This window comes from Dictyobacter sp. Z7_2 (assembly GCF_057551105.1).
In genome coordinates this window covers 135494-154274 of sequence record NZ_BAAJPE010000002.1, presented here as the reverse complement: position 1 = coordinate 154274, position 18781 = coordinate 135494, and the positions used below count along the sequence as shown (strand labels likewise).

Annotated in this window: 11 protein-coding genes; 8 read left to right on the top strand and 3 right to left on the bottom strand. The window is 48.3% G+C overall.

The window, feature by feature from the left end; translation table 11 throughout:
• Positions 1–87: 87 nt before the first annotated feature.
• Both ileS and AC27N8_RS14230 read right to left on the bottom strand, forming a co-directional pair.
• Positions 88–3402, bottom strand: coding sequence for an isoleucine--tRNA ligase (gene ileS, locus AC27N8_RS14235; RefSeq protein WP_487068042.1), 3315 nt, complete (start codon positions 3400–3402; stop codon positions 88–90).
• Between the two features lie 92 nt (positions 3403–3494).
• Positions 3495–4226, bottom strand: a complete 732-nt coding sequence (locus AC27N8_RS14230; protein WP_487068041.1) for an alanyl-tRNA editing protein — start codon at positions 4224–4226, stop codon at positions 3495–3497.
• Positions 4227–5015: 789 nt separating this feature from the next.
• Here AC27N8_RS14230 and AC27N8_RS14225 point away from each other — a divergent pair.
• From AC27N8_RS14225 to AC27N8_RS14200, 6 genes are all read left to right on the top strand, one after another.
• Complete coding sequence (locus AC27N8_RS14225) at positions 5016–7871, top strand: 2-oxoglutarate dehydrogenase E1 component (RefSeq protein WP_487068040.1); 2856 nt, start codon at positions 5016–5018, stop codon at positions 7869–7871.
• The gene (odhB, locus tag AC27N8_RS14220) at positions 7861–9144 is read left to right on the top strand and encodes a 2-oxoglutarate dehydrogenase complex dihydrolipoyllysine-residue succinyltransferase (protein WP_487068039.1); all 1284 of its coding nucleotides are present in this window, start codon (positions 7861–7863) and stop codon (positions 9142–9144) included. The genes AC27N8_RS14225 and odhB overlap by 11 nt, the downstream gene beginning before the upstream one ends.
• Before the next feature lie 228 nt (positions 9145–9372).
• On the top strand, positions 9373–10809 hold the full coding sequence (locus AC27N8_RS14215) for a protein kinase domain-containing protein (RefSeq protein WP_487068038.1): 1437 nt from the start codon (positions 9373–9375) through the stop codon (positions 10807–10809).
• A 116-nt stretch (positions 10810–10925) separates the two neighbouring features.
• Positions 10926–11465: a DUF6391 domain-containing protein gene (locus tag AC27N8_RS14210; protein WP_487068037.1), complete on the top strand. Its 540-nt coding sequence runs from the start codon at positions 10926–10928 to the stop codon at positions 11463–11465.
• A gap of 19 nt (positions 11466–11484) precedes the next feature.
• Positions 11485–12369 (top strand): sulfurtransferase, encoded by an 885-nt coding sequence (locus AC27N8_RS14205; RefSeq protein ID WP_487068036.1) that lies wholly within the window; start codon positions 11485–11487, stop codon positions 12367–12369.
• 79 nt (positions 12370–12448) lie between these two features.
• A complete protein-coding gene (locus AC27N8_RS14200; protein WP_487068035.1) occupies positions 12449–13525 on the top strand; it encodes a phosphotransferase enzyme family protein in 1077 nt (358 codons plus the stop codon).
• A gap of 82 nt (positions 13526–13607) precedes the next feature.
• Here AC27N8_RS14200 and AC27N8_RS14195 read toward each other — a convergent pair whose 3' ends face one another.
• Positions 13608–15200, bottom strand: coding sequence for a protein kinase domain-containing protein (locus AC27N8_RS14195; RefSeq protein ID WP_487068034.1), 1593 nt, complete (start codon positions 15198–15200; stop codon positions 13608–13610).
• Positions 15201–15935: 735 nt separating this feature from the next.
• Here AC27N8_RS14195 and AC27N8_RS14190 point away from each other — a divergent pair.
• Both AC27N8_RS14190 and AC27N8_RS14185 read left to right on the top strand, forming a co-directional pair.
• Positions 15936–17084 carry a class II histone deacetylase gene (locus AC27N8_RS14190; RefSeq protein ID WP_487068033.1) on the top strand — a complete coding sequence of 383 codons (1149 nt, stop codon included), beginning with the start codon at positions 15936–15938 and terminating at the stop codon, positions 17082–17084.
• Positions 17085–17224: 140 nt separating this feature from the next.
• The gene (locus tag AC27N8_RS14185; protein WP_487068032.1) at positions 17225–18754 is read left to right on the top strand and encodes a YifB family Mg chelatase-like AAA ATPase; all 1530 of its coding nucleotides are present in this window, start codon (positions 17225–17227) and stop codon (positions 18752–18754) included.
• Positions 18755–18781 lie beyond the last annotated feature (27 nt).

Sequence of the window (18781 nt, the reverse complement as noted above, 5' to 3'; positions counted from 1 at the left end):
AGATAGATTATAGCAAAACAGAGACCCTTCGCGGTTAACTGAGAAGGGTCTCTGTTTTGCTTCTGTTTTTTCTCTACAAAGGACTATTTAGAGTTGGCTACTGTCACGTACATGTTTCCCCAGTACGATATCGATGGTATATTCTTCGAGTTTCTTGGCTGCGTCCGGTGCTATGCGCTCCCGATAGACCTCCTCGAACGATGGAAAGTCGCGCTGACTGATCGAGAGCAGCAGATTGACAGCGAGTGTTTCCTCCATGATTTCTGACTGATACGGCTGGAGAATCTGGGCCAGATTGACATCGGTGTAGAGCGCCAGACCAATGTGATCTTCGATGTTGAAACCGGCCTTCTTACGCATATCCTGGATGAAATGTATCAGGTCGCGGACCATGCCCTCTTCGCGTAGCTGGGGCGTGATCGTTGTTTCTAGCGCTGCGATATAGCCGCGTTCTTCAGCAGTAACGAAGCCAGGACGAGCAGTCGCCAGGATTTCAACTTCATCTTTTGTTAGCGTGACTTCTTTGTCGGCTACTGTGAAGGTAAGCGTGCCAGCAGTATTTAGTTGTGTCGCAGCTTTCTGGGCTTCGTGCGCTGATAAGCCTTTGAGATAACCCAGGATTTTCTGTACCAATGGTCCATATTTTGGTCCCAGTATTTTGACCTGTGGCTTTAAGGTGTATGCAAGCATATCGCTATCAGCACTGAGAAGCTCAAGCTCTTTGATATTTAACTCTTCAAGTATTTGATCGCTTAAACGCTGTAGAGACTCCTCTTCAGCTTTGGCTGGTACATGGATATAAAGTGAGTTCAATGGCTGGCGTACGCGGATCTGAGCTTTCTCACGAGCAGCACGACCCAGGCCAACGATACGCATCACGAGATGAGTCTCGCTCGTTAATTGCTCATCGATTAACTCTGGACGCGCCTGTGGCCAGTCACAGAGATGGACGCTTAATGGCGTCGATGTATCGACATTGCGTACCAGATTCTGATAGAGCTCTTCGGTCAGAAATGGCATAAAGGGCGAGAGCAATGTGATGAACGTTGTCAGGCACTCGTAGAGAGTCTGGTAAGCGGCTAGCTTATCATCATCCATTTGAGGCTTCCAGATGCGCTCCCGACTACGACGCAGGTACCAGTTGGAAAGGTCTTCCAGGAAGGACTGGATGGCCTCGGCTGGCTTCGTCGTATCATATTGCTCCAGACCCTTTGTGACGTCGCGGATCGTTTGCTGTAACTCAGAGATGATCCAACGATCGAGTTCACTGCGCCGTTCGATTGGTAATGGCTGCTGCGTCGGATCGAATTGATCGATATTTGCATAGGTCACAAAGAACCAGTAGACATTCCAGATTTTGTCGAGTGTGCGGCGTGTCAGCATCCATTTCTCGCTCAAGCGTACAGGTAGCCCGCTGGTCGACGACTTTTCCATATCCTGATTGGTTGGCACGGCTGGAAAGTTCAAATTCTGTTCAGGTGCGTGATTGGCATAAAGCCAACGCATCGTGTCGGAACCAACACGCTCTGCTGCATCTTCAAAGACAACCATGTTGCCTTTTGATTTATGCATCGGAGTTCCATCCTCAGACATTAAGGTCGCATAGCCAAAGAGTGTCTTAAATGGAGGTGTCTGCTCCAGGACGGTACTCATTACCAGCATCGAATAGAACCAATTTCTGAACTGTCCAGGAAAGGACTCCGTCACGAAATCAGCTGAGAACCATTGCTTCCAATAGTCAGGATCGGTGCGATAGTGAAGCGTAGAATAAGGAACGATACCTGCATCCAACCAGGGATTACCTACATCTTTGATACGTGAAACTTCACTGCCACATGTTCGACACTTGATCTTGATGGCATCGATGTATGGACGATGAGGTGTATGTCCCTCAAACTCATCCCAGCCCGCGACCGTGCGCTGTTTGAGCTCTTCTTTATCACCGATGATTTCAAAATTGCCACATGCTTTACAATCGAAGATAGGTAGTGCCAGACCCCAATAGCGCTTTTTCGAGATCATCCAATCGTCCATATTGCGTAGCCAGTCCATCTCGCGATCGAAGCCAAAGGAAGGTATCCATTTGATTTGACGGACAACATCCATGATTTCGTAGCGCAAAGTCTCCATGGAGATGAACCACTCATCAACGAGGCGAAAGATGAGCTCTGTCTTACAGCGCCAGCATGTTGGATAACGATGCTTGTAGTTCTGTGTGCGATAGAGTAGACCTTTCGTGATCAGATTGTCAGCTACAAGTCGTCCGACCTCGTTTGTGTGCTTGCCAGTGAGCCAATCGAAGCCTTCGAGATAGACCCCGAATTCATCGATGGGAGCAACTACATTCAGGCCAAATTCTTTTGAAAGCCCAAAGTCCTCTTTACCACAACCAGGAGCGATATGGACAATGCCAGTTCCTTCGCTGGCGTTGGCCTCTTTCCATGGCACGACTGTATGTACAACATTCTTTGCGGCAGGAAGTTCGTCGAATGGACCATGAAATTTCCATCCGACCATATCACTGCCCTTGAGTGTTTGCACCACTTTATAGTCGCCTTTATCACGTCCCTTGAGCGCTTTGAGTACTGAAAGAAGCTGCTCAACAAGATAGTAATATTCGCCATCTTGTTCGACCTTCACGTAAGTCAGGTCCGGATTCACGGCGGCTGCTACATTGGCTGCAAGCGTCCACGGGGTGGTTGTCCAGATCAATAAGTATTCACCCGGACGGTCAACGAGTGGGAAGCGAACATAGAGACTCAAGTGTTCGATATCTTGATATCCCTCTGCTTCCATCTCCATATTTGAGATAGCCGTGGCGCAGCGTGGACACCAGGGCATGACGTCGTGCCCCTTATAGATCAAGTCGCGCTCCTGGCACTTTTTCAGGAATGACCAGATGGTGTAGTTGTTCTCGTCGGAGAGCGTATAGTAATCGTTGCCCCAGTCCATCCAGTAGCCAAGCCGGATAGACTGCTCAGTCTGGCGTTTGGCAAATGTGAAGACACGTTCTTTGCATTTTTCAACGAAGTTGGCGATGCCAAATTTCTCGATATCACGTTTCGTCGCCAGCTTAAGATCTTGCTCGACATTGACCTCTACCCAGAGTCCCTGACAGTCAAAGCCATTTTGATAGCGCTGCTTATAGCCCTGCATGGTTTTGAACCGTTGGTAAAGGTCTTTGTAGGTGCGGCCCCAGGCATGATGGACGCCCATTGGATTGTTGGCAGTGATAGGACCGTCCACAAAGGAATATCTTTTCTCACTTTGCTCGTTTCGGCGTATGTATTGTTGGCGGACGTTTTGTTCGTCCCACCAATTTTGGATGGCGTGCTCCAACTTTGGGTAATCGACGCGGTCGGCTGCGACAACCGGTTTGAAGACACTAGATGTTACTGACACAGTATTCCTCCTCTGCGCCCAAGGCTACGAATGGTAGTACCCCGCAGGTGAAATGGATGCATTATGATGAATGCTATTATAAGACTGGATGATTACATGGTTTGAGAATCGAGCACAATTTCCAGTCGTTTATTAATTCTGCCCTTATTCTCGGTTTTCGTAATATGAATGCCGCCAACTTCTCGGGTATGACTGACATGTGTGCCTCCGTCAGCCTGGAGGTCCAGGCCAACAATTTCAACAATGCGTACCTCTTCGATATCAGGTGGCAGTAAATTAATCTTGGTGCGCACTAGATCTGGAATGGCAAAGGCTTTTTCACGTGGCAATGAGTAGACACGAATGGGATAATCCATTTCGATGGCTTCATTAACCTTCTCTTCAATGTGATTGATGCGATCTTTATCCAGATTTTCCATGGCAAAATCCATGCGTGCTCTCTCAGGATACATCTGGCCTCCGGTGACCTGGATGCCAAACTCTTTCCAGATGATGCCGCATAGAATATGTAAGGCCGTATGTGTGCGCATCATCTGATAACGAAAATCCCAATCAATGGTTCCGACAACTTCGGTGCCCACGGCTGGCACCGGATAATCGAGTGTGTGCCAGACAACGTCGTTACGCTTGTGCATTGAGATGACGCTGGCGGGATAATCCTGGTTTTCCCAGGTGATTACTCCCCGATCAGCCATCTGTCCACCACCTCCTGGATAGAAGACAGTGGCATCAAGCGCGATGTCGTCGCCTTCTACCGCCACGACGGTCGCAGTACACTCGTAAGTAAAACTGTTTGTATGGTAGAGGAGCTTTGTTTTCATCATCAGAATCCTTTTCATGAACAAAAAAACCCCTCGCCCGCATAGGGACGAGAGGAACTCCCGTGGTACCACCCTGATTAGTTCAGCACAACAGATATCATGCTAAAACTCACTCAATACACTGTATTCCATTGCGGTTCCCTGCGAGAGTTCTTCACAAAACGGTCCGGCTGGCCGGGTTACGAGGTCATGTGGGTTTGAACGCATACTGGGATTGCGGAACTACATGCCTTCATGATAACGGGAAGGGGCCGACTGTACCTATCAATGTAGCCGGACGGTCAGAAAACCTTCTTCCTATCATAAACGTATAGTTAAAGGAGAGTTCTAACAATGCAAGGCAATACTGATTCGGCTTGTGGCTCGAGAGTGATTTTCTGCTTACATATGGTATCCGGTTACACCATCCCCGGACTCTCTGTAACGCATATTGTGGCATACTGGCTCTGTCATCGCCTGTATTTAAGAAAAAATGTCTCTATTCGTTGTATAAAACATGATCTTTTCTCCAGAGAGAATCCTCTACCAGGAGAAAAGGATGAGTATAAGTGAATTGTATATTAACTCCAATCTACGCGTATAATAGCAACTAGCTGAACAGAGTGAAGTGCGATTTGTACTGGTTCTTGTAGTCTATAGTACCGTGAATATTTTGGAGTATGGTAAAGCTATGATACCATAGTAGGTGTTAGAATACAATAGGTCGATGAAGGAAGCGAGCATTGACGCCCCTTCATCAATTTCGTATTCCGTAAGTTATACTAACTTAAGCAATGTAACCTAAGGAATAGTATGCAAAATCTAAGAAGATTCTATGGACCGAATGCTGGTTACGTCCTGGACCTTTACGAACGCTATCAGCAAGACCCGGAGTCGGTGGATGCTGCCACTCGTGCCATCTTTGAATCCTGGACACCCGAGGATTTAGAAGAGTTACAGCCCGCACAGAGTCAACCGACACCATCTGTTACTACTGTTACTCATGAGGATACGCCTGCTTATTCACGTACGCAGGTCTTGAAAATTCTGGCAGCTTCAAATTATGCTCATGCGATTCGAGTGAAGGGGCATTTAGGTGCACACCTGGACCCTCTGGGTAGCGCGCCGTTAGGTGATCCCGCATTGTTGCCTGAGACGTATGATATAACGAATGAGGATCTGGCTCACCTATCTCCGAAGACGATTGGTGGTCATTCAGCTGAAGGTGCGGAGAATGCATTAGAGGCTATCCATGCACTCAAAGAAATGTATTCAGGCACGATTAGTTACGAGTTCGATCAAGTCAAAAGCCCCAATGAGCGACGCTGGTTGCGCGATGCGGTTGGATTAAATCTCTATCATCGAGACCCTAATGTGTCAGAAGTGCGTAAGCTGTTAAAACGTCTGACAGAGGTCGAATCGTTTGAACGCTACCTGCATCAGGTATTTGTGGGTCAAAAGCGCTTTTCGATTGAAGGCATCGACATGTTGGTGCCAATGCTCGACGAGATTATCGCAGGGGCAGTGGATTCAGAGACCAAAGAGGTCGTCATCGGTATGGCGCATCGAGGTCGCTTGAATGTCCTGGCACATGTGCTCGGTAAGCCATATGGAGCTATTCTCGCAGAGTTCTCGCATGCGAAGCATGAAGAGGGTGTACCCCTTACCGATAGTTTTGGGTATGGCTGGACCGGGGATGTGAAGTATCATTTGGGCGCGGAAAACATCTTTGGTCAGGGCGCAGCGGTTGACTTGAAAGTTGTATTACCTCCCAATCCCAGTCACCTCGAATTTGTCAATCCAGTTGTGGGTGGTATTACACGCGCTTCACAAGAGATTCGTACGGTGGCGGGGGCTCCTCTGCAAGATGTGGATAAAACTTTACCTATTCTTATTCATGGAGATGCGGCCTTCCCTGGCGAAGGTGTGGTGGCGGAAACGCTCAACTTGTGGCATCTACGTGGCTACTGGGTAGGTGGAACAATTCATATCATTGCCAATAACCAACTGGGTTTTACCACTGATCCAGAAGATAGTCGCTCGACTCCTTTCGCAAGTGATCTGGCCAAAGGCTTTAGCATACCGATCATCCATGTAAATGCTGATGACCCATATGCCTGTCTGACGGCTGTGCGTATTGCGCATTCGTATCGCGATCAATTTCATAAAGATGTGCTTATTGATCTGGTTGGATATCGTCGTTGGGGGCATAACGAGGGTGACGAACCAGCTTTCACGCAACCAGAGATGTATGAAACTATTCGCACTCATCCTACTGTAAGAGAAATTTATGCGCAGTTTTTGGAGTCAAAAGGATTAATCCAATCGGGCGTGGCTGATACGCTTTTAAAAGAGGCTCTGGCAACGCTGGAACAGGCAAAAAAAGAGGCCGATAGTGGGGCCTATACCGTGCAAGATCTCTCTGATAAGAAGCGTAAACGTCAGAAGCCAACGTTGGAAAACCCTGTGGAGGTTTCTCGAGAGCAACTACAGGCTTATAACCAGGAACTTTTGACGTGGCCGAAGAGTTTTACTCCAAACACGAAACTGGCACGTATTCTTCAGCGTCGAGGCACAACGCTTGGCTCTGAGGGCGGTATCGATTGGGGGCAGGCTGAAGCTTTAGCTTTTGCTTCCATTTTGTCCGAAGGGACACCGATACGTCTTACTGGTCAGGATGTCGAACGAGGAACGTTCAGTCATCGTAACGCTGTCATACATAGCGTGGACAGTGACGAAACATATATTCCCTTACAGCACCTGGTTGACGCTCAGGCTTCATTCTCGATTTATAACAGTCCCTTGAGTGAAGTTGGCGCATTGGGTTTTGAGTATGGCTATAGTGTTCATGCTCCCGATACGCTGGTCGTATGGGAAGCGCAATTTGGAGACTTTTCTAACGTCGCTCAGGTTATTATTGACCAATTTATTGCTTCAGGCCGAGCGAAATGGAAGCAGGATTCATCCGTTGTTATGTTGCTGCCTCATGGTTATGAAGGACAAGGTCCGGAACATTCAAGCGCTCGTTTAGAGCGTTACTTACAACTGGCTGCCCAGGATAACTGGCGTGTGGCTAATTGTTCAACCTCGGCTCAATATTATCATCTTCTGCGCTTGCAGGCGAAAAGTCTTAAGAATTATCCACGCCCCTTAATCATCATGTCTCCCAAAGCATTGCTACGTAATGCACAGTCATCTTCAATGTTAGATGATCTGGTCTATGGGAGCTTCCAGCCGGTTATCGATGATCAGAAGGCCCGCCAAAAAGCTGGCGAGGTTAGAAGAGTCGTCCTATGTACCGGAAAAATAGCTATAGATTTATTGGCACATAATGCCAGTGCTCAAAATGAAGGTATCGCTCTCGTAAGAGTTGAGATGTTGTATCCGTTTCCAGGTGAAGAGATTAAAAAAGTACTGGCTCAGTATCCAAACGCGCGTGAGGTGGTCTGGGTACAGGAGGAACCAAAAAACATGGGGGCGTGGAGCTATATGTTCCCACGTTTGTCCGGAATTGTTGGTTCGAATGTGACAGTGAATGTTATCTCGCGTCCTGAGCGATCAAGCCCGGCGGCAGGCTTCTGGGATTTATATGTAGCAGAACAAGAGCAAATTATTGCTGAAGCCTCCAGTTTACCGCTGAAACAACCAGGAGGAAATTATGTCCGTTGAAATTCGTGTCCCTGAACTTGGGGAATCTATTGTTGATGCGACAATAGCATCCTGGTTAAAAAAAGAGGGGGACGCCGTTACACGCGGCGAAACCCTGGCCGAACTCGAGACCGATAAGGTGAATGTTGAGGTCAATGCTGAGCAGGATGGTGTGCTGCAAAAGATCTTGAAACAGGTGGGAGATACCGTTGCCGTTGGCGAAGCGATCTGCTCAATTAGCGATAGCGCAGAGAGTCCTGTGGCTGCAACAAATGGAGCTAAAGCAACCTCTGTCGCTGCTGAAAGTGCAAATCGTGTGCCCGGACAATCTACGAGAGCAGAGCTTTCAGATACGCAGCGCCCACCTTCGCCGCTGGCACGTCGCATTGCGGCCGAGCATCAAGTAGACATCTCGCAAGTGCGAGGTAGTAGTCCACATGGACGAGTGACAAAGGATGATGTTATCACGTATTTAGAACAAAATGTACAGGATACTGCGGGATCTACCCCCGCTCCAACCGCAGTGACACAAGCGGCTCAGCCATCACGCCCTACGGCGCAACCCAAACCTCAGGTTGAGGTGGCGGGAGCTGATCGACGTGAAGAGCGTGTGCGCATGTCACGTCGTCGTCAGACCATCGCACAGCGTCTGGTGGATGCGCAACATACAGCGGCTATGCTCACGACCTTTAACGAGGTTGATATGAGTGCAGTGATGGATGTACGTCGTCGCCGCAAGGATGCTTTTAAAGAGCGTCATAATGTCTCTCTGGGCTTTATGTCTTTCTTTACCAAGGCGGCGATCGGAGCGCTGAAAGCGTATCCACGTTTGAATGCAGAGATCCAGGGGAACGATATTCTCTTAAAGCATTACTATGATATGAGCATCGCAGTCTCTACAGACGAGGGATTGATCGTGCCAGTTGTACGTGATGCCGATCGTAAAGGCTTTGCGCAGATCGAACGGGAGATCGCCGAGCTGGCGAAACGAGCACGTTCTAATACGCTCTCGCTGGCCGATTTACAGGGTGGGACGTTTACTATCACCAATGGAGGCGTCTTTGGATCGATGCTCTCAACTCCAATCTTGAATGCACCTCAGGTTGGTATTCTTGGGTTGCATAAGATAGAGCAGCGCCCAATTGCACTGAATGGAGAGGTAGTTATTCGCCCCATGATGTACGTGGCGCTCTCTTATGATCATCGCATAGTAGATGGAAGTGAGGCCGTGCGTTTTCTCGTCACGATCAAGGAGCTGATTGAAGACCCTGAGTCACTGCTACTTGAAGGCTAAGATTATGTGCGGTTTCTCTCGACATACTGCGTTTATATCTGTATAATCAATGTGATTATCGCAGCAATACTACTTGTCTTGTCTGGCCTGCCTCTAATTTTAGCGGCAAGCCAGCAAGTTCTGAAGTATCATAAACACACCATTGTGGGGCTATATTGCTGGAAGTGGATATGAAGGTATTGTCATAGATCACCACATACGGCAGGAACAGAGGGAGCCTTCGGGGTAATGCAGCCAGGAAATAACTATCCTCAACAAGCAGGAAATAATGGAGACATAAATTCACTTATAGGTAAATCGTTGGGCCAATATCGCATTGTTGAGCGAATTGGCACCGGTGGTATGGCAACGGTGTTCAAAGCATATCAGCCAACCCTTGATCGCTATGTTGCTGTGAAAGTCTTGCCTGCTTATCATGCTAGTGATCCAATATTTGTGAAACGATTTGTCCAGGAAGCCCGTTCAGTGGCGAAACTCGCGCATCCAAACATTGTACAGATTCATGATTTTGGGCAGGGCGAACAAGATAATGTCACCTACATTGTGATGGAATATGTGGATGGTGGGACGCTGAAGGACCGTCTTAAGCATGCTTTACCTGTGCCAGAGGCGATTAATTTTACCATTCAGGCGGCGGAGGGGCTCGATTGTGCTCATCGTAATGGGATTATCCATCGCGACGTCAAGCCAGCTAATATGCTGGTGCGCAAGGATCGACATCTCTTGTTATCAGATTTTGGTATCGCTAAATTGCTGGAACAATCAACGAATTTAACACGCGTCGGTACTGGTATAGGAACTCCCCAATATATGTCTCCCGAGCAGGGGATGGGTCAAAAAGTAGACCGTAGAAGTGATATATATTCTCTCGGGATTGTGCTATTTCATTGCTTAACCGGGCATGTCCCTTTTTCTGCAGATAGCCCTCTAACTATAACTGTCAAGCACCTCAATGAACCACTACCCGTTGACCATCTCAACGCCGAAGGAGTGCCGCCTCCAGTCATACAAGTGGTCCAAAAAATGACTGCGAAGCAGGCTGGCGATCGCTATCAGTCAGCGGATGCTTTAATTGAAGCATTGACCAGTGCACTTGCAGCCTCTAATCTCTCTTTACCTCGTATCTATCGCGTCTCACCGATAGTCTCTGATCAAGGCGACTACAGCCAAGCAGGCTCCGGGGCCAGTTATGGTGGGTCATCAGTTGTGTCACCGGTAGGACCAGCAGCCGCATCTCCCAATGCAGTGTGCTTTCGCTGTGGTTCAGTGAATTCAAGTTCAAGCATCTATTGTACTATTTGCGGAGATGAGCTCTCAAATTCACGCGCAAGTAAAGATACCTATCTGGTGAATGGACGTCCCGTTTTGGCACGCCTGACAATACAAAGTGGGGCTATGCAAGGGCGGTCCTATCGCTTCCATCAGGATGTAACGACGGTAGGGCGCACGAATGGGAATGATCTGATCATTTCAGGACTGTCAGTGTCACGCCGCCATGCACGGCTCTGGTTTGCAGATGGGCTGTGGTACGTAGATGATGTCGGAAGTTCAAATGGTACCCGTGTCAATAATGTACGACTTTTTCAGGCGGTTGTGCTCAATGATGGAGATGTCATCAACTTTGGAGACGAGGTAGTCGTATTTAATATAACATATGGTCCGTGATTTGCGGCTCATGATATGATGCGTATACGGTCCTTGTCTGGCTGATATGGATTTCTGTGGCCTTCTTTTTGATGAAATAAAGAGTGGCTGCATGCGTATAGGGAAGGAAAATTGCTATGAGTTCCATTAATCCCGTTGTTCAGGTGGCACAACAAATGTTATTAGGTGGTGCGGTAAAGCAGAACCACGCGCTTGAACATGCTACGATTGTGCTGCTGTCACGAAAGTATCCAGAAGCCCGCTTGTCAGGTATCTCGTTTGCAGCAGGTTTCTTTGTGTTTGGTGATCTTCCCACAGAGGCGATTCTCCCAAAGGCTGAAGAGGCGTTGCAGTTGTTACGCACAACACAGCCAGAATTGGCTATTCACGAACGCTGTGGCACGAATCTCGCTGTGGCCGGGGTGTTGACTGGTCTCTCGTCGTTTGCTGTGGCGAAAATGCGACGCCCCTATAGTACAGCGAATAATGTGATTCTGGCTTCGATGGCTGCTACTGTCCTGGCGCGTCCGCTGGGTTTGCAGGTGCAACGCTATATCACGACACAGACTCCGAATGCCTCAATGCGTATTCTTGGTGTAAAGCAGTCGGTTGTGATGGGATCACCTGCTCACTTTGTGAGTACTGATAATCCAGATGCAGCAGGTTTGTTTTCATAGAGAGGAAGAAAAAGGCATTATGAGTCAGGATCGTCGTTCTCAATTTCTGGTTGAGACTGCGTGGCTTGAGGAACATTTGCATGATCCCGAGCTACGCATCGTTGATATGCGTGGCTACGTGCGGACAGTTTCTAAAGGTGGGGAGCAGGTAGCCGTGTATGAAGGCGCTCCTACTGAGTACGAGCAGGAGCATATTCCAGGGGCTGTCTATGTCGATTGGACACAGGATATCGTGGATCATGATGATCCAGTTGAGGCTCAGATAGCCTCTCCCGAGCGTTTTGCGGAGGCTATGCAACGTGTGGGCATTGGTGACGATAGTCTGGTCGTGGCGTATGATACCCATCCCGCTTCACAGTTTGCAACGCGTCTCTGGTGGGCACTGACGTATTATGGTCATACGCGCGTTGTGGTACTCAATGGCGGATTGCCTAAATGGAAGCGCGAAGGACGCCCTCTGGAGCATGGAAAGCTAGCATCTCTATCTCCTGCCATATTTACGCCAAGGCGACAGCCACAGTGGCGCGCTACAGCAGAGGAGGTTCTATCCCTTATCGGTCAACAAGATGTGACTCTCGTTGATGCTCGTGATAGTGGACAGTATGATGGTACGGTTGTACGTGGCGATGGTCGTGCTGGCCATATTCCTGGAGCGTTGAGCTTACCCCGAGAGGAATTGATTGATCCGTCTGATGGCACTTTTCGTTCGAGCGAAGAGTTGCAGCGTATCTTTACTGATGCCCACGTTGCTCAAGATAAACGTGTTGTGGCTTATTGTAATGGTGGGGTCGCTGCTACCAGCGTGCTCTTTAGCCTGGCCATGCTTGGATATCCTCAACTGACTAATTACGATGGCTCCTGGAATGAATGGGGTGTGCGTCAGGACCTTCCCGTAGAAGTGTAAAGGAGATTGATATAATCTCTCTATGTCTACGGGCTGAGATCTCTGTGCCACTGAAATAAATGGATGAATTGGTAACGATATGACAGAGGATAGCTTCAACGCCGAAAACCTGCTTGATCTCAATGAGGTTATGCAGGCTTTCGGCGTTTCCGAGTGGAAGAATTTGGGACCATTAGAGACATCGAATAGCAACTTTTTAAGTGTGTTGGTCGAGATCAAGGGACAGAATTATGTGCTGAGAGAGCGACCTGATGGCCCAATTGGTGAAGATATCCATTTTCGTTATGATTTTCAGCAATATTTGCAGCAGGCGGGTATCCCTGTGCCTTCTTTTCTGCGGACCTCTCAGGGGGAGCCAACTTTCAAGCTGGGTGAGGATTTTTTTGAGATTCAGCAGCAGATTGGTGGGGAGTTTTTTAGTACATCTAATCCACGTAGCCTCGACTGGACGGTATCGGCCGGTTCTATGTTGGGTCGTATTCATGAGGCATCGCAGCACTATACTGGAGTTTCTCATGCCTGGCCTGCGGAAGCACAAATTGGTAGTATAGTGCAGGGATATCTTAATCTGGCACGTAGCCGTGCGAATGAAGGTGCCCTCCAGGCGGTCTCCTCCGCTCTGTCTGAGTGGGCTGATCAATGGCAAGCTATTCTGCCTGCTGCGATGATGTCAATCGGTGCTCATCATGCTCTACCAGCGTTTCATATCCACGGCGATTACCACGCTTTGAATTTGCGCTTTAGCCCGTTCGGCGTAAGTGCTGTTACTGGCCTGGAAGCGGCACGCTGGGAAAAGCGTATCTTTGAAGTTGCTTACGCCCTCTTCTATTTTGGTGGCCTGGCCTGGTTGCCAGGTGGCTCCGCAACTCCACCTCTTGTTAAGAGAGGCTTTGAGCCAGAACGTGTGCGTAGTTTCTTGCATGGGTATAATGAATTGTGCCCTCCTGTCAAGGGAGAAGCTACTTTGCTGGTGGATGCATTGACCCTCATTTCACCGATTGCGACGCTGAATGGACCTCTTGAAGATCTCTTTTATACAGATGAAGAGGCTGAGGTCGCAGTCATTGATGAGATGCTAGAACGTTTGGCTTGGGCAACTTCTTTGCCTGCCTGGTTGGGTCGTGTACGTCACTCATTTGCTGAGATGTGGGATTAGTCTCAGTGGTTTCGTGCTTTTTGAAATGTTAAGGTGATGCTTAAGACAGGGCAGAGGAGAAGGATATTCGCGCCTCTGCCTATCAGTGTCTGAGAAGTATAAACGCAATAATAATGATAATTACCAGGAGCGCAATGACACCGAAAATAATCATCTTGCTACTGCTGCTGCTTTGATGAGCATTCTGAGGAGGACTGGAAGGTGTTATCCCGTTTTCTATGGGAAATGATGCTTGATTCGGTGAGGACGGCATGATCATGGCCTGCGCCTGCATGGCAGGATTTGATGCATACTGATGTTCAGGTTGTGGGGTTTGCATGGTTGGCGGAAAACTACTCCCTCGTTGGGCAGTTGTACCAATAACTTGTCCGCGTTGCTCCTGAGAAACTATCATCGTTTTGTCTGCCTGGGCGACATTGACGCTGGCATGAGGAGCTGAGTTGCTCATCATATTTCCTGGTTGTCTCAATGGTGTGCCGCAGCGCGGGCAGAAAGCGGCGTTGGGAGCTAATGGATTTTGACAGCGTGGACAAACCATTGTCGCGTTTCCACTATTGGGTTGTGATGATGGAGGCGGCGTATTTGGCTGATTGGATTGGTTGACCTGCCCTTTTGCTGCCTGTAGCGCATCATAGATCTCGGCCAGATCTGGCTGCGTACTATTGGGATCTTTCAATTTTGTGGCTGCTGGTGGCTTGGGAAATGCAGCGATCACATTTTTGAGATCATTGGCAAAATCTGCTACATACTGATAGCGCTCCTTCGGACGCAGCGCCATTGACTTCTGCGTGATGCGGTTGAGTGCGTTGAGTATCTCTGGTGGCACCGTACCAAGCTGGGCGATATGTTTGGAATGGCGTGGCGCAGGCTTGGCTGGTTTTGATACACCCAGGCGAAACTGTCGCGCTTCGTGGACTTCTCGACTCTCCTCAGGAGGGTTGTTGGCGAGATGATCCTGTAGCGTTGGTAGGTCTGGCTGGCCTTGCTGAATCGATTGATTACGTGTAGAAACACTGGGTGGCTCAGTAGCGGTCAATGCAAAATAAAGGGTGCTGCCGAGTGCGTATACGTCCGAACGAGCATCAGTGCCTGTGCCACCAGGATATTGCTCAGGTGGTGCGTAACCAGGAGTGCCCTGGTGTCGAATGAAGAAAAGAGTCCGCGCTCCATCAGCGGCCACTGTCTTCGCGTTGCCAAGATCTACCAGGACGGCTGTGCCGTTGGGAGTGATGCGAATGTTATCGGGTTTGATATCTCGATGAACGACCGGCGGACGTTGGCTGTGCATAAACATGACCCCGTCACAGATTGATAAGATCCAGTTCAGCAATTGAGCAATAGGAATTACCTCGTTCCTCTGTCGTGTCATCCGTACCAGATCAGTTAAGTCGTTACCCTCGATATAGCTGAGGACCACGTAATAGCGTCCCCGCTCCATAAAAGTATCCAAAAATGCAGGCAGATTAGGATGGTGTAATTGGCTAAGCACGCGGGCTTCATGTTTTAGTTGCTCCTGACCGCTTGAACCAGTTACTAAATATTCCTTGACTGCGCATTGTTGGTTGGTCATCAGATCAAATGCTAGATAGACGTGCCCAAAGCCACCGCTACCCAGAACACGATCAGCACGATACCGTCCATGTAATATCGTACCAGATGGGACTGTCTCTATCATTACTTCCTCCAGCGAAAATATCCCTGTTTGATCTATGAACGCGGGGCACTGATATTATTAGGGACTGAGGACTTATAAATATCAACAGCCATCTTCCCCGCCCACAGTGTGCCTAAGAGGTAACGAACACTACTCCCGTCAGACGAAAATCTGCACAAGCAATCAGAGATATATATGGATCATCAGTGAAATTATCAAAAGTAGCGGGAAAACCACGAAGATTTCAACTCGGTGGTAATTCACGACACACTTAACAAGGAGATAACTCTTCATATCGCTAATAAGACGATTTTGGTATGGTAATCTGGGAAAATATGGAACCTCTTTATCGATATCTTGGTCGCTGTATCACCCGCATTCGCATTATACACTAGTTCAAGAGACATGTACACGCTACAGAGTACATCTAGGACTACTTTACATGATCATTGTCGAGTGCTCTATAATCTTGAGTTTATTGTCACTTACCACGCTTTTTAAGTCAAAGTGCCGAGCATTTTTTGAGTATAACATGTATAAACATTATTCATATTTACTACCTGTCTTTGCTGAAGGGAGGTGTGTTAAGAGTGGAACGGTGATGTGATAACCTGCTTTTTGAGAGGCTGGTAGCTGCTGCAAAGTTTGTAGATAGCGATATGTATTGATAGTGTATTATAGAGTATACTCAATGGGCTTTGCTGTGCTTTATGCTGTTTGTTTGCTCTCATATGTATATAAGGAGAGATGCTTACTATGCCTATATATCGTTCCGGGTTAGTCTATGACGAACGTTTTCTGACTCACGATACTGGCGTGGAGTCTCTAGTCGAGACGAATAATGGTTCATTTGAATTATCACCAGAGCCACATCCATCATCGGTAGCGATTATACGTCGGACGAAAGAGTTTCTGGATAGAAGCGGGCTAACCGCTGAGATGCATTCAATACCAGCTCGTCCCGCTACCGAAGAAGAACTGATGGCCTATCACACATATGAATATATTAGGGGGGTGCGTGCTTGTGCCGAGAAAGGCTTGTCTGGGCCACTGGTAGCTCCCTGGGGCGAGATGGATGAAGATACTATTCTTATGCCAGGCTCTTTTGATGCGGCTCTGTATGCGGCCGGTGGGGCTATGAATGCAGTGCAGTCGGTCATGGAAGGGAACGTACAAAATGCTTATGCACTTTTGCGTCCTCCCGGGCATCATGCTACACGTAATCAAGCGATGGGTTTTTGTATCTTTAATAATGTTGTGCTGGCCGCGCAGTATGCCAAGAGGGCATTTGGCCTGGAACGGATTATGATTGTGGATTGGGATGTCCATCACGGTAATGGCACGCAGGATGCCTTTTATCAGGATGCTGGCGTGTTGTTTGTCTCGCTTCATCAAAAGGACTGGTTTCCGGCTCTAGGTGGAGAGCTTGATCAGGTTGGGCGCGCTGAAGGTACTGGATATACCGTCAATATCCCGTTACCTCCAGGAACAGGCGATCGCGGTTATCGTGAGGCGTTTGAACAAATAGTTCTTCCTATTGGACAGCTTTATCGCCCGCAACTGATTCTCGTGTCGGCCGGGCAGGATGCATGCTGGCTTGATCCATTGGCACAAATGATGGTAACTATGGATGGCTATCGTACTCTGGCCTCTTTGATGGTTGATTTGGCGGCTCGTGTCTGTGATGGGCGCCTGATACTGTTTCATGAAGGAGGATATAGCGCTCCATACGTTCCCTATTGTACTACTGCTGCGATTGAGGCATTGGTTGGAGTAAATCTGGGCATCGTTGATCTGTATGCTACTTCGAATGAGTTGGCACGTAGTCAGACTATTTATAGTGATGAGACCCATCAGGCCCTGCTGGCAGCTAAAGCATGGCATCAACGTTGGTGGGACATCTAAGCCTTCCTCATCTCTATCGGAGATACGAAGATGCCTTCGTCGCGTAGGGAAAATTGGTCCTCTTGAATTTCCTCTATGATGAGGCTTTGTGGGCATTATACAGATAGGTGACAAAATTGTAAGAGGAAGGATGATACGATATGCTGGCAATGGTGCGTAGCTGTGCAGTACTTGGTTTAGATGGGGCTATCATCGAGGTTGAAGTGGATCTGGCGAATGGTCTGGCGGCATTTGCGATTGTAGGTTTGCCTGATCCAGCAGTGAATGAGGCGAAGGATCGTGTTCGCTCTGCGATTAAGAATAGCAATTGTAGCTTTCCATATAAGCGTATTACAGTGAATCTTGCTCCGGCTGATCTACGGAAAGAGGGGCCTGTCTATGATCTGTCGATTGCCCTTGGTATTTTGGTGGCTTCTGGGCAGATCACAGATAGTAATCAGATAAATGAGGCTTTATTCTTTGGCGAGTTATCTCTGGATGGAAGTGTACGGCATACAAATGGCATTTTACCAATGGTGGCTCTGGCTCGTGAGAGGCATATTAAGGCGGTCTTTGTCCCTGCTGTGGATGCTTTAGAAGCGACGCTGGTTCAAGGTATTGACGTTTATCCTGTTGAGAAACTGGGGCAATTGATAGATCATTTGAATGGTAACGCGTCTATTCAGCAATATGAAAATGATCCGACATTGTTGGATGTCATGCCGGTACACTATGGACAAGAGATGGCATCTGTACGTGGGCAGGAACATGTTAAGCGTGCTCTTGAAGTGGCTGCCAGCGGTGGACATAATGTCTTAATGAGTGGCTCTCCAGGCTCGGGCAAGACATTGTTGGCTCGCTCAATTCCCTCCATTTTACCAAGCATGATGATTGAAGAGGCTTTAGAGGTAACGAAAGTGTATAGTGTGAGTGGTATGCTCTCTCCCGATACTCCTCTAGTTAGGCAGCGCCCATTTCGGTCTCCTCATCATACCGTGAGTCATGCGGGTCTGGTTGGTGGTGGACGTATTCCACGCCCGGGAGAGATTAGCCTGGCACATCGAGGGGTTCTTTTTCTGGATGAACTGCCCGAGTTTGGACATAATGTGCTTGAGGTGCTACGGCAACCAATTGAGGATAAAGTGGTGAATATCTCTCGCGCTCAAGGGAGTATCACGTATCCAGCGAATTTTATGCTGGTGGCCGCAATGAATCCTTGTCCTTGCGGCTTTTATGGAGATCCTGTGCGCGAATGTACCTGTTCGGCGATGGCAATTGCACGCTATCAGAAGCGGATCAGTGGTCCCTTGCTGGATCGGATTGATATTCATATCGAGGTGCCTCGCGTTGATTATGAAAAGTTGGCGGATAAACGTCATGTTGAGTCCTCTGCTACTATTCAAGCTCGCGTTCAGAAAGCCCGTGAACGTCAATTACAACGTCTGCATCAGGCTAGCTTAACCTGTAATGCTGAAATGGGGCCTGCCCAAGTTCATGAATTCTGTGTGGTCGATGCTGGAGGCGAAAAGATCTTGAAGGCGGCTATGCAGCAGCTTCATCTCTCCGCACGTGCGTTTCACCGTGTCCTTAAGTTGTCGAGAACTATTGCGGATCTTGCTGACTGCGATATCATTGCAGCCAATCATGTTGCGGAAGCGATCCAGTATAGACCAAGAATGCATAATTCATAGTGCTGATACCTTTGCTTGAGAGTTTTC

Coding starts and splice junctions, on each gene's coding strand:
- AC27N8_RS14190 (WP_487068033.1), top strand. CDS start 15,936: ATGCCTATATATCGTTCCGGGTTAGTCTATGACGAACGTTTTCTGACT.
- AC27N8_RS14205 (WP_487068036.1), top strand. CDS start 11,485: ATGAGTCAGGATCGTCGTTCTCAATTTCTGGTTGAGACTGCGTGGCTT.
- AC27N8_RS14215 (WP_487068038.1), top strand. CDS start 9,373: ATGCAGCCAGGAAATAACTATCCTCAACAAGCAGGAAATAATGGAGAC.
- AC27N8_RS14230 (WP_487068041.1), bottom strand. CDS start 4,226: ATGATGAAAACAAAGCTCCTCTACCATACAAACAGTTTTACTTACGAG.
- odhB (WP_487068039.1), top strand. CDS start 7,861: ATGTCCGTTGAAATTCGTGTCCCTGAACTTGGGGAATCTATTGTTGAT.
- AC27N8_RS14225 (WP_487068040.1), top strand. CDS start 5,016: ATGCAAAATCTAAGAAGATTCTATGGACCGAATGCTGGTTACGTCCTG.
- AC27N8_RS14210 (WP_487068037.1), top strand. CDS start 10,926: ATGAGTTCCATTAATCCCGTTGTTCAGGTGGCACAACAAATGTTATTA.
- AC27N8_RS14195 (WP_487068034.1), bottom strand. CDS start 15,200: ATGATAGAGACAGTCCCATCTGGTACGATATTACATGGACGGTATCGT.
- AC27N8_RS14185 (WP_487068032.1), top strand. CDS start 17,225: ATGCTGGCAATGGTGCGTAGCTGTGCAGTACTTGGTTTAGATGGGGCT.
- AC27N8_RS14200 (WP_487068035.1), top strand. CDS start 12,449: ATGACAGAGGATAGCTTCAACGCCGAAAACCTGCTTGATCTCAATGAG.